The organism is Citrobacter meridianamericanus (assembly GCF_041320245.1).
Taxonomy (GTDB): domain Bacteria; phylum Pseudomonadota; class Gammaproteobacteria; order Enterobacterales; family Enterobacteriaceae; genus Citrobacter; species Citrobacter meridianamericanus.
On record NZ_CP101036.1, the window covers coordinates 3,488,540 to 3,501,014 of the forward strand.

Genomic DNA, 12,475 nt, shown 5'->3' on the forward strand with positions numbered 1-12,475 from the left:
TACGTCTGTAAATTCCCTACAATCCTGCTCATTGCCTGCCAACAACTATGGGGATCTCATGGGCGCAACCAAACACAGTAAACTTCTTATTCTGGGCTCAGGCCCTGCGGGATATACCGCTGCGGTCTACGCTGCACGCGCTAACCTGCAACCGGTCCTGATTACCGGTATGGAAAAAGGTGGTCAGTTGACCACAACAACAGAAGTGGAAAACTGGCCTGGCGATCCGCACGATCTTACTGGCCCACTGCTGATGGAGCGTATGCACGAACATGCAACCAAATTTGACACTGAAATCATTTTTGATCACATCAGCAAAGTTGATCTGCAAAACCGTCCTTTCCGTCTGACCGGCGACAGTGGTGAATACACCTGTGACGCACTGATCATCGCCACCGGCGCTTCAGCACGTTACCTGGGTCTGCCTTCAGAGGAAGCATTTAAAGGCCGTGGCGTTTCCGCCTGCGCGACCTGCGACGGTTTCTTCTATCGTAACCAAAAAGTTGCGGTGATCGGCGGCGGCAACACTGCTGTTGAAGAAGCGCTGTATCTGGCGAATATCGCATCTGAAGTGCATTTGATTCACCGTCGCGACAGCTTCCGCGCGGAGAAAATTCTCATCAAACGTTTGATGGATAAAGTTGAGAACGGCAACATCGTGCTGCACACCCACCGTACGCTGGAAGAAGTGACCGGCGATCAAATGGGCGTAACCGGACTCCGCCTGCGCGATACGCAAAACACTGACAACGTGGAATCACTGGACGTTGCCGGGCTGTTTGTCGCTATCGGCCACAGCCCGAATACCGCTATTTTCGACGGTCAGCTTGAACTGGAAAACGGCTACATCAAAGTTCAGTCCGGTATTCACGGCAATGCCACCCAAACCAGCATTCCGGGTGTTTTCGCAGCTGGTGATGTGATGGACCATATTTATCGCCAGGCGATTACCTCTGCGGGCACGGGCTGTATGGCCGCACTTGATGCAGAACGTTATCTCGACGGACTTGCGGACGCTAACAAATAAGTTTTACAAATCAGTAACAAAAGTAAAAAAGGCGACTATAAGTCGCCTTTATTTTTGCCTCGTTGTAACATTGCCCTGCCCAAAAATTCCAATAACTCACCTGCTAAGCGTGCAATGAATAAAACCCGTCAAAAAGAGCTGACCCGCTGGTTAAAACAGCAAAGTGTAATTTCCCAACGATGGCTGAACATTTCGCGCCTGTTGGGGTTCGTGAGCGGACTGTTAATCGTCGCTCAGGCCTGGCTCATGGCCCGAATTCTGGACCATATGATCATGGCCAATATTCCCCGAGAAGCGCTTCTGCTTCCTTTCATCGTACTGGTATTGATTTTCATCCTGCGGGCATGGGTCGTCTGGTTACGCGAACGGGTCGGGTTTCACGCAGGGCAGCATATTCGCTTTGAAATTCGCCGCCAGGTGCTTGACCGTCTACAACAGGCAGGTCCGGCCTGGATAAAAGGCAAACCGGCCGGGAGTTGGGCCACGTTGATCCTGGAGCAGATTGACGATATGCATGATTACTATGCGCGTTATCTGCCGCAAATGGCGCTGGCCGTGTGCGTCCCCTTATTAATTGTGGCGGCGGTATTCCCCTCAAACTGGGTGGCCGCTCTTATTCTGCTTGGAACTGCCCCGTTGATCCCATTGTTCATGGCAATGGTCGGTATGGGCGCAGCCGATGCTAACCGCCGCAATTTTCAGGCTCTTGCCCGCCTCAGCGGTCATTTCCTCGATCGCTTGCGGGGCATGGAGACGCTAAGAATATTTGGTCGCGGTGAAGCCGAAACGGAAAGCATCCGTGCTGCGTCGCAAGATTTCCGCCAACGCACCATGGAAGTGCTGCGCCTGGCGTTCCTGTCATCCGGTGTCCTTGAATTCTTTACCTCGCTTTCTATTGCGCTTGTCGCGGTTTACTTTGGTTTTTCCTACCTTGGAGAACTTGATTTCGGCCACTACGGGACGGGCGTCACGCTGGCGGCAGGCTTCCTCGCGCTCATTCTGGCTCCGGAGTTTTTCCAGCCCTTGCGCGATCTGGGCACGTTTTATCACGCTAAAGCGCAAGCGGTGGGGGCTGCGGACAGCCTGAAAACCTTTATGGAAACCCCGTTGGCTCATCCTGAACGTGGCGATATTGAGCTGGCGACAAAAGACGCCGTGTCAATTGAAGCACGAGATCTGGTCATCACCTCGCCGGAAGGCAAAGTGCTGGCCGGTCCGCTCAATTTTGCGTTGGCGGCTGGTCAACGCGCGGTGCTGGTTGGACGCAGCGGCTCCGGCAAAAGTTCTCTGCTCAATGTCCTGTCAGGTTTCCTCTCTTATCAAGGTTCGCTGCGAATTAACGGCTTTGAACTGCGCGACCTGTCGCCTGACTCCTGGCGCAAACAACTGTCATGGGTCGGGCAAAACCCTCAGCTTCCTGCCTCCACGTTACGTGAAAACGTGCTACTGGCTCGCCCAGATGCCAGCGAAGAACAGCTGCAAGCTGCACTCGACAGCGCCTGGGTCAGCGAGTTTTTACCGCTGCTGCCGCAGGGTGTGGATACGCCAGTGGGCGATCAGGCGGCTCGACTTTCCGTTGGACAAGCACAGCGCGTTGCCGTGGCTCGCGCCTTACTCAATCCGTGTCAGTTACTGCTGCTGGACGAACCCGCCGCCAGCCTTGATGCACACAGCGAACAACGCGTGATGCAAGCGTTGAACGCGGCATCGCGCCGCCAGACCACGCTGATGGTGACGCATCAGTTGGAAGATCTTGCCGACTGGAACGTTATCTGGGTGATGCAGGATGGGCAGATCGTTGAACAAGGTACCTGGACCGAACTGGGCGCAGCCAACGGGGCGTTTGCGACATTACTGGCTCATCGTCAGGAGGACATCTGAATGCGCGCTTTGCTACCTTATCTGACGCTGTATAAACGTCACAAATGGATGTTAACGTTAGGGATCGTTCTGGCCATCGTCACGCTGCTGGCAAGCATTGGCTTGCTGACGCTTTCAGGTTGGTTCCTGTCCGCTTCGGCAGTGGTTGGCGTCACCGGGATTTACAGCTTTAACTATATGCTCCCTGCCGCAGGCGTACGCGGTGCGGCGATCACCCGTACCGCGGGTCGTTATTTCGAGCGTCTGGTCAGCCACGATGCGACATTCCGCGTGTTGCAACATTTGCGTATTTATACCTTCAGCAAACTACTGCCGCTCTCCCCTGCTGGCCTGTCCCGTTATGGACAGGGTGAATTGCTCAACCGCGTGGTGGCTGACGTCGACACGCTCGATCATCTGTACTTACGCGTGATCTCCCCACTGGTGGGCGCTTTTGTCGTCATCATGGTGGTTACGCTGGGGTTAAGCGTTCTCGATTTCACGCTGGCTGTCACCCTCGGTGGCATTATGCTGCTGACCTTATTTATCCTGCCACCGCTCTTTTATCAGGCAGGCAAAAGCACCGGACAAAGTCTGACGCATCTGCGTGGGCAATATCGTCAGCAGTTAACATCCTGGCTACAGGGCCAGGCTGAATTGACCATTTTTGGTGCCAGTGAACGTTATCGCGCGCAAATGGAAGCGACTGAGTTGCAGTGGCACGAAGCCCAGCGACGTCAGTCTGAATTAACGGCATTATCACAAGCGGTGATGCTGTTAGTCGGTGCGCTGGCGGTGATTATGATGCTATGGATGGCCTCCGGTGGCGTGGGCGGCAATACCCAGCCCGGCGCGCTGATCGCACTCTTTGTCTTCTGTGCGCTTGCTGCGTTCGAAGCGTTAGCACCAGTAACCGGCGCGTTTCAGCATCTCGGCCAAGTTATTGCCTCTGCGCTGCGCATCACCGAACTGACTGAACAGCAGCCGGAAGTCGCCTTCCCGGATACCGGCTCGACGATTTCCGGGCAGGTGACTCTTACGCTACGCGACGTATCATTCAGCTACCCGGGACAGGCGCAAAAAGCGCTCGATACCCTTTCCCTGCAGGCCACGCCCGGTGAACACATTGCGATTCTCGGTCGTACCGGCTGTGGTAAATCAACGCTGCTACAATTGCTGACCCGCGCATGGGATCCGCAGTGCGGCGAAATCCTGATTAATGAACAGCCGATTGCAGCCCTCACTGAAACCGCGCTGCGCCAGAGCATCAGCGTCGTGCCACAGCGCGTACACCTGTTCAGCGCGACGCTTCGCGACAATCTGCTGCTGGCAGCACCACACGCCAGCGACGACGCATTGTCCGCAGTATTGCGCCGCGTCGGGCTGGAGAAACTGCTTGAAGGTGATGGCCTTAACGCCTGGCTGGGCGAAGGCGGTCGTCAACTTTCAGGCGGCGAGCTCCGTCGTCTGGCTATCGCCCGCGCCTTATTGCACGATGCTCCGCTGATGCTGCTGGATGAACCCACCGAAGGGCTTGATGCCACCACAGAGAGCCAAATGCTTGAATTAATTAGCGATGTGATGCGCGATAAAACCGTCCTGATGGTTACACACCGACTGCGCGGGCTGTCGCGTTTTGATCAAATAATAGTAATGGACAACGGACAAATTATTGAGCAAGGTAATCACGCAGATCTGTTAGCCAGGCAGGGGCGTTATTACCAGTTTAAGCAACGTCTGTAAGCTATTATTGAACGATCAAACTCGCGTAGTGGAGTTTCGCTGTCATGCGCCTGGTGCAACTGTCCCGACATTCTATAGCCTTCCCGTCACCGGAAGGCGCTTTACGCGAGCCTAATGGCTTGTTGGCGCTTGGCGGTGACCTTTGCCCTGCCCGTCTGCTGATGGCCTACCAGCGCGGTATTTTCCCGTGGTTTTCGCCTGGCGACCCTATCCTTTGGTGGTCGCCCGATCCGCGCGCTGTTCTTTGGCCCGACAAATTTCACCTCAGCCGCAGCATGAAGCGCTTTCATAAAAATTCGCCTTATCGCGTGACGCTCAATTACGCGTTTGGGCAGGTGATTGAAGGCTGTGCGAATGACCGGGAAGAAGGTACCTGGATTACGCATGATGTGGTGGACGCATACCACCGCCTGCACGAACTGGGGCATGCGCACTCAATCGAAGTGTGGCGACAAAATGAATTAGTGGGCGGTATGTATGGCGTGGCACAAGGTACGTTGTTTTGTGGCGAATCGATGTTCAGCCGTCAGGAAAATGCGTCCAAAACAGCACTGCTCGTTTTTTGCGCTGAATTTGTAAATCAGGGCGGAAAATTAATCGACTGCCAGGTATTAAATAGCCACACAGCCTCGCTGGGCGCCGTCGAAACGCCGCGTCGGGAGTACCTTGAACACCTGAGCAGACTGCGCCAGCAGCGGCTACCGAGCCATTTCTGGGTTCCCAGGACGTTATTTTCGCCTCAGAAGTGAATGTTTTCGGCACATTTTTTGTCGGGGTGTTATAATTGTCGCGCAGAGTTGGTTTAGCCCATTACCCCGCCGCCGTTAAGGAACAGTTCGCGTCAGGCCACGCCTATCGTTTATCTCCTCGTTCCCTTACACGTTGCGCTTTAAGTGCAGCTTTGCCGTGTGTGGTTAGAGTAATGCGCCAAACCCGATTTGCTGTGTTTTAAACGCACAAATCTTTACTTATTAAAAGAACTTCGGCATTATCTTGCCGGTTCAAATTACGGTAGTGATACCCCAGAGGATTAGATGGCCAAAGAAGACAATATTGAAATGCAGGGTACCGTTCTCGATACGTTACCTAATACCATGTTCCGCGTAGAGTTAGAAAACGGTCACGTGGTTACTGCACACATCTCCGGTAAAATGCGTAAAAACTATATCCGCATCCTGACGGGCGACAAAGTGACTGTTGAGCTGACCCCGTACGACCTGAGCAAAGGCCGCATTGTCTTCCGTAGTCGCTGATTGTTTTTAACGCCTGAACGGCGTCCAGATAATAAAAGGTCGGTTTAACCGGCCTTTTTTGTGGGCTGAAGCCAGGTATTTAATCCTCAATCATCCGCGCATATTCTTCCGTTAAGAAATCGACTAATGCGCGCACTGACGGCAATAATCCCCTGCGTGATGGAAAGACTGCGTGAATAATTTCTCGCTTCGGTTCCCAGCCGTCGAGTAATGCCACCAGCTCGCCTGCAGCTAATTGATCTTTTACCATCAACTGAGGAAGTTGCACAACCCCTACACCGGCAACAGCAGCTTCACGTAGCGCAAGCATATCGGTGGTGATCATTCGTGGCGTGAAGTGTACCTCCGCACGTGCTTCCTGCGGGCCAAATAACTCCCAACGATGTACATGTTTACCGGAGGCCAGGCTCAGACCCGGCCAGCGAGTCAATTCAGCCGGAGAATGTAGCGCTCCCATTTTCTCGATTAGCTGCGGACTGGCATACAAACGATGCCCCCTGTCCGCCAGAACTCGCATCACCAGATCGCTATCTTCAAATGGTCGAGGCCTGACGCGAATCGCCACGTCCAGACCTTCTCCAACCACATCAACACGGCGGTTCGTGGCCTCCAGTTGCACTGATACGTCAGGATAACGCGCCATAAAGCGGGCAAGCATTGGTCCGATATGCACATGCAGCAACGTAACCGGGCACGTCAGCTTCACAATCCCACGAGGTTCAACCTGCAGCGCGGCAATGGCATCCTGTGCCGCCTGCGCTTCCACCAGCATCGCCTTACAGTGTTCGTAAAAGGTTTGCCCAACTTCAGTCACGTTAAACTGCCGGGTGGTTCGCTGAATCAGTCGTACCCCCAACCGCTCTTCCAGTTGCGCTATCCGTCGGCTCAGTTTTGATTTCGGTTCATCAAGCGCCCGACCCGCCGCCGCGAATCCCCCTTCCTCTACAACATGTACAAACCATGCAAAATCATTGAGATCCGGCTTTGTCATCTTATTGTCCTATTTATGAGACAGTGAGGACTATTTTAGCGACTACTCAGCTCGCTGTCATGAATATAAGCTTATTAACATCAAGACAACGCCACCGAGGAGACACATATGAAACAAGTCACAGGCGTCTACACCGCACCTCGCCCGCACTGGGTGGGCGATGGATTTCCGGTTCGCTCGATGTTCTCTTACCAGTCTCATGCAGAACAGTTAAGTCCGTTCCTGCTGCTGGATTACGCCGGTCCACATACATTCGCGCCAGGTAATGAAAAACGCGGCGTAGGCGAGCACCCTCACCGTGGTTTTGAGACGGTGACCATCGTTTACAGCGGCGAAGTTGAACACCGTGATTCAACCGGTCGCGGCGGCATTATCGGCCCCGGCGACGTGCAGTGGATGACCGCGGGCGCAGGGATATTGCACGAAGAGTTCCACTCACCTGAATTTACCCGCCAGGGTGGCGAACTGGAAATGGTGCAGCTGTGGGTCAATCTTCCGGCAAAAGACAAAATGGCCGTGCCCGGCTATCAGGGCATCAGTAGCGATGTTATTCCCACAGTCGCCCTGCCAGATGACGCAGGCAGCGTGCGCGTGATTGCAGGTAACTATCAAGAGACAAAAGGCCCGGCACATACCTTTTCACCACTGAATGTATGGGATATGCGCCTGCAACGTAATCATCAACTTACGTTTTCCCAACCGGAAGGATGGAGTACCGCTCTGGTGGTACTGAAAGGGAATATCACTGTGAACGGCACCACGCCTGCCGGCGAAGCGCAACTGGTGGTGTTCAGCCAGCAGGGGAAAACGCTACACATTGAAGCCACCAGCGATGCCTGCGTGCTGCTGCTGTCTGGCGAACCGTTGAACGAGCCGATTGTGGGTTACGGTCCATTTGTAATGAACACGAAGCAAGAAATCGCCGAAGCCGTACGCGATTTTAACTCAGGCCGCTTTGGCCAAATCTGAATCGAAGGAGAAGAATATGTCCAGTCCTGCAAACTTTAATGGCTCACGTCCGGTCATCGATGTGAATGATTCCGTCATGCTGCTTATTGATCATCAAAGCGGGCTGTTCCAGACCGTCGGCGATATGCCCATGCCAGAACTGCGTGCGCGTGCCGCCGCGCTGGCTAAAATGGCAACGCTGGCGAAGATGCCGGTGATTACCACGGCATCTGTACCACAGGGGCCTAACGGTCCGTTGATCCCAGAGATCCACGCCAATGCGCCACATGCCCAATACGTAGCGCGTAAAGGTGAAATCAACGCCTGGGATAACGAAGACTTCGTGAAAGCCGTCAAAGCAACGGGTCGTAAGACGCTGATCATCGCCGGTACGATCACCAGCGTGTGCATGGCTTTCCCGGCCATCAGCGCGGTTGCGGAAGGCTACAAAGTTTTCGCAGTGATCGACGCTTCCGGTACTTACAGCAAAATGGCGCAGGAAATCACCCTGGCTCGTGTTGTTCAGACTGGCGTCGTCCCGATGGATACCGCCGCCGTCGCGTCTGAAATTCAGGGGACATGGAACCGTGAAGACGCCGCTGAATGGGCGGAAGTGTATACCAAGATCTTCCCGGCTTATCAGTTGCTGATCGAGAGTTACAGCAAAGCCCAGGAAGTTGTGACTAACGGCGAAAAACTGGACTCTAAGCGCTAATCTTATCCTCCGCGCCTGCCCGGACGGAGGAATATGTACATTGCGTAACCAAACGAGAGTGAACACGTAAATTCTGCTTGACCGTTTTAGCGCAACTCCCTATAGTAGCGCCCCGTTGCCCCCCAAGCGGTCAGGCAGCAATACAATATGGTGAGGTGTCCGAGTGGCTGAAGGAGCACGCCTGGAAAGTGTGTATACGGCAACGTATCCGGGGTTCGAATCCCCGCCTCACCGCCATATTTAAAGAAGAGCTCGTACGCAAGTACGGGCTTTTTTTTTCGCATAATGCACAGCATGGCGGGGATGAGAAGCCCGGACCGGGGTTCGACTACTGGCGCAGCCAGTTGGACAGACTGCGAACGCGGCACCCCTCACCGCCACATTCATTTCAAAATTAATCACTTAAGACGTAAAATTGGTTTTGCCTGCGTATATTCTTTTTCTGATGTGTTCTTTTCCCAGTTTATTGAGAACTTATTTCAACGGTGAAAAAAGTCCGGCTTTCATCCACTTCTGCAGCAAATTTGACTCTCTCCGGATGGACACAATGAGGGATCTGTGATCGCCCTGAGAAAGAGAATATAGCTAAGATGACCGCTCCAGCACAAAGCGCCATACATTTGCCGGCCAGAGCCATCCCTGACCATGAGTAAAACCAAGCATAATAGCCAGCATGCACTGCTCTGGTGTTTCGATGCCTTCTGCCACCAGACAAGTGGCTGAATCACTCGATGGATGAAGCCTCGGGTGAGAGAACGTATAGTTATCTATTTGAGACAGAAACTGTTGTCGTGAGACTTTCATACCCGACAGGGGTAATTTCCTCCCGGACAGTGTTTTCATCCATGCCGGGCTGACATCGTCAGCATAAACTTCAGCACCTGCAAACAGTAAGTGATTCAGGTTTTGACGCAAATAATCCTGTTCCTCAGAGCAGAGGTCTGTCAAATGTTCAGGATCCTGGATCTCCACGACAATACCATTCAGATTATTGCGACAAATAATCTCACACAAAGATCTCCTGACAAGCACCCTGACAGGGAGATTCAAAAAACGTTTTTTGGTAGTCAAACCTGAACTCAGGCGTAGCTGAAGTAAAAATAACTCTGCCAGTGAACCTGCAGACTGTTGGCGAAAAAAAATCTCACTACAGATACCAGCAGAAAGCTGACTAAGAAATTCGTATCCCGTAATTTGACCAGAATGGAAACTGATCAGGGGCTCCGCTTTCATTCCTTCCAGGAAACGTAATGCTAAATGTTCTTCTCCCGCAATCATGGCACTTTCTGGTAAACGAATTCCCGATAATAGTTCATTACTAGGATACAATAATTCACACATCACGTTTTCCTGTTTTATTTTTGATTCAATTCGTTCTATAGCAATTAAGCTACCTCCCCTGAATCAATTAACATTTGACACTAAAATAAAGCCAGCTAATTTAAAACTAGTTTATACAGAAAAAGATTCTGTATTCTCTGACGAGAAAAAGACAATACTTTTAGTATAGACATACACATCAGACACTCAACAGCTCCACACAACAATGAAAAAGGGATCTACCTGCTCAAAGATAAAAACCATAACTAATCACATTGATATTTTAATGAAAATTATCAATATACTGATGCCACGGTCATTAAAAAACATCTTCGCTCCCCAGTGACCAGACACGTGAAAAGCGCTTACAGTTAGCAGCGGTATAATGCACGGTATGACGAATATTCCGGTGCCCTAAATAGTCCTGAATCAGTCGGGTATCCAGGCCTTGATTAGCCAGGGCATAACCACATGAGTGCCTGAGTACATGAGGATGCAATTTAATAGGTAAACCAGCCAGCTCCCCATAGTATCTGACCAGCGAGTATACCTGCTGACGAGATATTCTGCTTCTTCTGGACGAAATAAAAAGCCAGGGCAAATCCTTACCATTCAGTTTCGTTTTTCGTATATCTAGCCATCGTAATAACCATATTTTCTCTTCTTTCTGAACAGGATGTGTTGTTGAGAACCCATTTTTTATTCTCCGGATATAGATCTCGCTACTTTCCAGAGAGAGACTTGAAAGCTGTATGTTTGCAAGTTCACTCACCCTGAGCCCATGGATATACATCATAATCAGTATACATCTGTCCCTGACATAATCATTGTATTCAGGAATAACACTCATTACTGCATTCCATTCTTCCTGTGTGATATAGCGCCTTGTTTTCATTAAAAAATCCAGAAGTTATTTTCGGAGTCAATATGGTAATTAAACAATTCCACAATTAACACATAATTCCGCAATAATGAAATATACAGCGTTTTTATCTTTTTTATTGCCGTAATTTATATTTTTATTCTGGTATAAATTTTTATCAGCAAGGGGTATACAAATTTTCACCTATAGCACATACTCATTTTTCAGAAAGCAAAACGGAACCTTTACAACCAATCCAGAACGGAATTGCATGTTAATGGCGACTACCGCTTCTGGCGGCAAGCTATGTTCCTGGTATTCCTTTACATCGTCAGGTTCTCTGGAAATATGTTCATTATTAATAAAGAAGTGACTTTTAATGAAGAAGACGGGTATCTGGAAAACCCGTCACTTAATGTTTCCGTTTTGATGGCGGCACCAGCTCGCAGATTACTTTTGGTTCTCATCACTGAACGCGGAAGCCCCGTGGAGCGAGACTATCTTTTCAGGACCGTCTGGGATGAACATGGACTGCGTTCTTCTCACAGTAATTTAAACCAGTACATCAGCATATTAAGAAAAACTCTTGTACAGGCAGGATTACCCGATGATGCGATCATTACTATCCCAAAAATCGGTTTTATGTTTAACCCTGTTATCGACGTCAAGACATATGTCAGTTTTGCCGGAAAAAAAAACAGCAGAATAAAAAGTTTATTTAATGATTTTTTTAACAGTCACTTATATTATCCGATATACATTTTATTTGTTATATCTCTTGGCTTAGCAACTTACCTCATTTACTTCAGCGATACCATTACAGCGTCTGCACCACTGATTAAAATTTCCGGATATCCGCCTGAATGTAATGTATATATGTTATCCGGAAATCCTTCAATAAAGGCTCCACCTATTGAGTTCGTTGCAAAAAGCTGCAATAAGAATCAGGATGTATTCATTTTTAACCATGCTGGGAAAAAAGAGGACAAACTTATTGTTTCGTGTGAAAAAGAAAAACCTGACTATTTTACTCATTGTCATAACAGAGTGGACGTGGCCGGATGAAAAAAATCATAATCAGTCTTGTCATTCTTTTTATGCTGGCAGGTCTAACCTGGTGGTTTATTCGTCATCAGTCTGGTACGGATCTACAGTGCCAGTCAACATTTGAAAAAAACACAGCATCAGGGAATCATGCTGCAGGTACCATTTCCGTACATTTTTTCAGTGATTATACGGGGGTGGCTAATATCACGGGAAAGATAGTAACTGAAAAAAAGTATTATATTATAAACAGGGAGATTGAATTTACTTACGACGTTATAGATATCCAAAAAGGTATGTTCAAAGTTAAGTCACAAAACATGAAAATACTTTTACGGGATGACATGAATGAGTTTCATAATGACGATATAAATCTGAATGCCGCCTCCAAAAGCAGTGATTATATCATTATAAAAAAAATAAATAAGAATACTTGGTTATTTAACTCCCCAACATCACCAGTTATGATCTGTGTGTCTGAATAAGGACAGGGGTTTTGATTTTCAACAGATATAATAAACTCTCTCCCAAAGCAGTACTGTATAATCTGCTTATAGCTTAGCACCTGCTCTGTCCTGCATATTTGAATATGCCCACTCACCATAACTGGCGGGAGATGAGATACTCAGGCCAGGCTTTTCTGAACGAGCTGAAAAATTAGATATTGGTATCCAAAACATATGAATTACATTAAATGACACTCGAGTATGGC

12 protein-coding genes, 1 tRNA gene and 2 pseudogenes are annotated in these 12,475 nt (G+C 49.8%); 12 read left to right on the plus strand and 3 right to left on the minus strand.

What is annotated here, in order from left to right:
• Nucleotides 1-58: 58 nt before the first annotated feature.
• From trxB to infA, 7 genes and pseudogenes are all read left to right on the plus strand, one after another.
• A complete protein-coding gene (trxB, locus tag NMD08_RS17145; protein WP_151218818.1) occupies nt 59-1,027 on the plus strand; it encodes a thioredoxin-disulfide reductase in 969 nt (322 codons plus the stop codon).
• A 114-nt stretch (nt 1,028-1,141) separates the two neighbouring features.
• Nucleotides 1,142-2,908: a cysteine/glutathione ABC transporter permease/ATP-binding protein CydD gene (cydD, locus tag NMD08_RS17150; RefSeq protein ID WP_151225122.1), complete on the plus strand. Its 1,767-nt coding sequence runs from the start codon at nt 1,142-1,144 to the stop codon at nt 2,906-2,908.
• The gene (cydC, locus tag NMD08_RS17155) at nt 2,909-4,630 is read left to right on the plus strand and encodes a cysteine/glutathione ABC transporter ATP-binding protein/permease CydC (protein ID WP_210904887.1); all 1,722 of its coding nucleotides are present in this window, start codon (nt 2,909-2,911) and stop codon (nt 4,628-4,630) included. It begins immediately after the preceding gene.
• 44 nt (nt 4,631-4,674) lie between these two features.
• Nucleotides 4,675-5,379 (plus strand): leucyl/phenylalanyl-tRNA--protein transferase, encoded by a 705-nt coding sequence (gene aat / locus NMD08_RS17160; protein WP_151218815.1) that lies wholly within the window; start codon nt 4,675-4,677, stop codon nt 5,377-5,379.
• Nucleotides 5,380-5,520 (plus strand): annotated as a pseudogene (locus NMD08_RS17165) (hypothetical protein); the annotation flags it as partial.
• A 40-nt stretch (nt 5,521-5,560) separates the two neighbouring features.
• Nucleotides 5,561-5,737: pseudogene (locus tag NMD08_RS17170) on the plus strand (hypothetical protein); the annotation flags it as partial.
• Nucleotides 5,665-5,883 (plus strand): translation initiation factor IF-1, encoded by a 219-nt coding sequence (gene infA / locus NMD08_RS17175; protein ID WP_002211347.1) that lies wholly within the window; start codon nt 5,665-5,667, stop codon nt 5,881-5,883. The pseudogene NMD08_RS17170 and the gene infA, both read left to right, overlap by 73 nt.
• A 79-nt stretch (nt 5,884-5,962) precedes the next feature.
• On the opposite strand, the gene NMD08_RS17180 is transcribed toward infA, so the two are convergent.
• The gene (locus NMD08_RS17180) at nt 5,963-6,874 is read right to left on the minus strand and encodes a LysR family transcriptional regulator (RefSeq protein ID WP_048212151.1); all 912 of its coding nucleotides are present in this window, start codon (nt 6,872-6,874) and stop codon (nt 5,963-5,965) included.
• Nucleotides 6,875-6,982: 108 nt separating this feature from the next.
• Between NMD08_RS17180 and NMD08_RS17185 the strand changes: the two genes are divergently transcribed.
• The 3 genes from NMD08_RS17185 to NMD08_RS17195 all read left to right on the plus strand — a co-directional run bounded on the left by NMD08_RS17185 (nt 6,983) and on the right by NMD08_RS17195 (nt 8,774).
• Nucleotides 6,983-7,843 carry a pirin family protein gene (locus tag NMD08_RS17185; RefSeq protein WP_151218813.1) on the plus strand — a complete coding sequence of 287 codons (861 nt, stop codon included), beginning with the start codon at nt 6,983-6,985 and terminating at the stop codon, nt 7,841-7,843.
• Nucleotides 7,844-7,859: 16 nt separating this feature from the next.
• On the plus strand, nt 7,860-8,537 hold the full coding sequence (locus NMD08_RS17190) for an isochorismatase family protein (RefSeq protein WP_151218812.1): 678 nt from the start codon (nt 7,860-7,862) through the stop codon (nt 8,535-8,537).
• 149 nt (nt 8,538-8,686) lie between these two features.
• Nucleotides 8,687-8,774: transfer RNA gene (locus tag NMD08_RS17195), tRNA-Ser, on the plus strand.
• Nucleotides 8,775-9,122: 348 nt separating this feature from the next.
• On the opposite strand, the gene NMD08_RS17200 is transcribed toward NMD08_RS17195, so the two are convergent.
• Together NMD08_RS17200 and NMD08_RS17205 are read right to left on the minus strand one after the other, a co-directional pair.
• Nucleotides 9,123-9,878 (minus strand): EAL domain-containing protein, encoded by a 756-nt coding sequence (locus tag NMD08_RS17200; protein WP_370618646.1) that lies wholly within the window; start codon nt 9,876-9,878, stop codon nt 9,123-9,125.
• Between the two features lie 298 nt (nt 9,879-10,176).
• Nucleotides 10,177-10,752 carry a tyrosine-type recombinase/integrase gene (locus NMD08_RS17205; RefSeq protein WP_370618648.1) on the minus strand — a complete coding sequence of 192 codons (576 nt, stop codon included), beginning with the start codon at nt 10,750-10,752 and terminating at the stop codon, nt 10,177-10,179.
• Between the two features lie 315 nt (nt 10,753-11,067).
• Here NMD08_RS17205 and NMD08_RS17210 point away from each other — a divergent pair, with 315 nt between their 5' ends.
• Nucleotides 11,068-11,784 carry a winged helix-turn-helix domain-containing protein gene (locus tag NMD08_RS17210; RefSeq protein WP_187260369.1) on the plus strand — a complete coding sequence of 239 codons (717 nt, stop codon included), beginning with the start codon at nt 11,068-11,070 and terminating at the stop codon, nt 11,782-11,784.
• Nucleotides 11,781-12,248: a FidL-like protein gene (locus NMD08_RS17215; RefSeq protein ID WP_187260370.1), complete on the plus strand. Its 468-nt coding sequence runs from the start codon at nt 11,781-11,783 to the stop codon at nt 12,246-12,248. The genes NMD08_RS17210 and NMD08_RS17215 overlap by 4 nt, the downstream gene beginning before the upstream one ends.
• Nucleotides 12,249-12,475: the final 227 nt, after the last annotated feature.

Bases quoted from the DNA above. Each gene is read 5' to 3' on its own strand.
- NMD08_RS17180 (WP_048212151.1), bottom strand. From the start codon at position 6,874: ATGACAAAGCCGGATCTCAATGATTTTGCATGGTTTGTACATGTTGTA.
- trxB (WP_151218818.1), top strand. From the start codon at position 59: ATGGGCGCAACCAAACACAGTAAACTTCTTATTCTGGGCTCAGGCCCT.
- cydC (WP_210904887.1), top strand. From the start codon at position 2,909: ATGCGCGCTTTGCTACCTTATCTGACGCTGTATAAACGTCACAAATGG.
- NMD08_RS17210 (WP_187260369.1), top strand. From the start codon at position 11,068: ATGTTCATTATTAATAAAGAAGTGACTTTTAATGAAGAAGACGGGTAT.
- NMD08_RS17215 (WP_187260370.1), top strand. From the start codon at position 11,781: ATGAAAAAAATCATAATCAGTCTTGTCATTCTTTTTATGCTGGCAGGT.
- NMD08_RS17190 (WP_151218812.1), top strand. From the start codon at position 7,860: ATGTCCAGTCCTGCAAACTTTAATGGCTCACGTCCGGTCATCGATGTG.
- NMD08_RS17200 (WP_370618646.1), bottom strand. From the start codon at position 9,878: ATGTGTGAATTATTGTATCCTAGTAATGAACTATTATCGGGAATTCGT.
- infA (WP_002211347.1), top strand. From the start codon at position 5,665: ATGGCCAAAGAAGACAATATTGAAATGCAGGGTACCGTTCTCGATACG.
- cydD (WP_151225122.1), top strand. From the start codon at position 1,142: ATGAATAAAACCCGTCAAAAAGAGCTGACCCGCTGGTTAAAACAGCAA.
- aat (WP_151218815.1), top strand. From the start codon at position 4,675: ATGCGCCTGGTGCAACTGTCCCGACATTCTATAGCCTTCCCGTCACCG.
- NMD08_RS17205 (WP_370618648.1), bottom strand. From the start codon at position 10,752: ATGAAAACAAGGCGCTATATCACACAGGAAGAATGGAATGCAGTAATG.
- NMD08_RS17185 (WP_151218813.1), top strand. From the start codon at position 6,983: ATGAAACAAGTCACAGGCGTCTACACCGCACCTCGCCCGCACTGGGTG.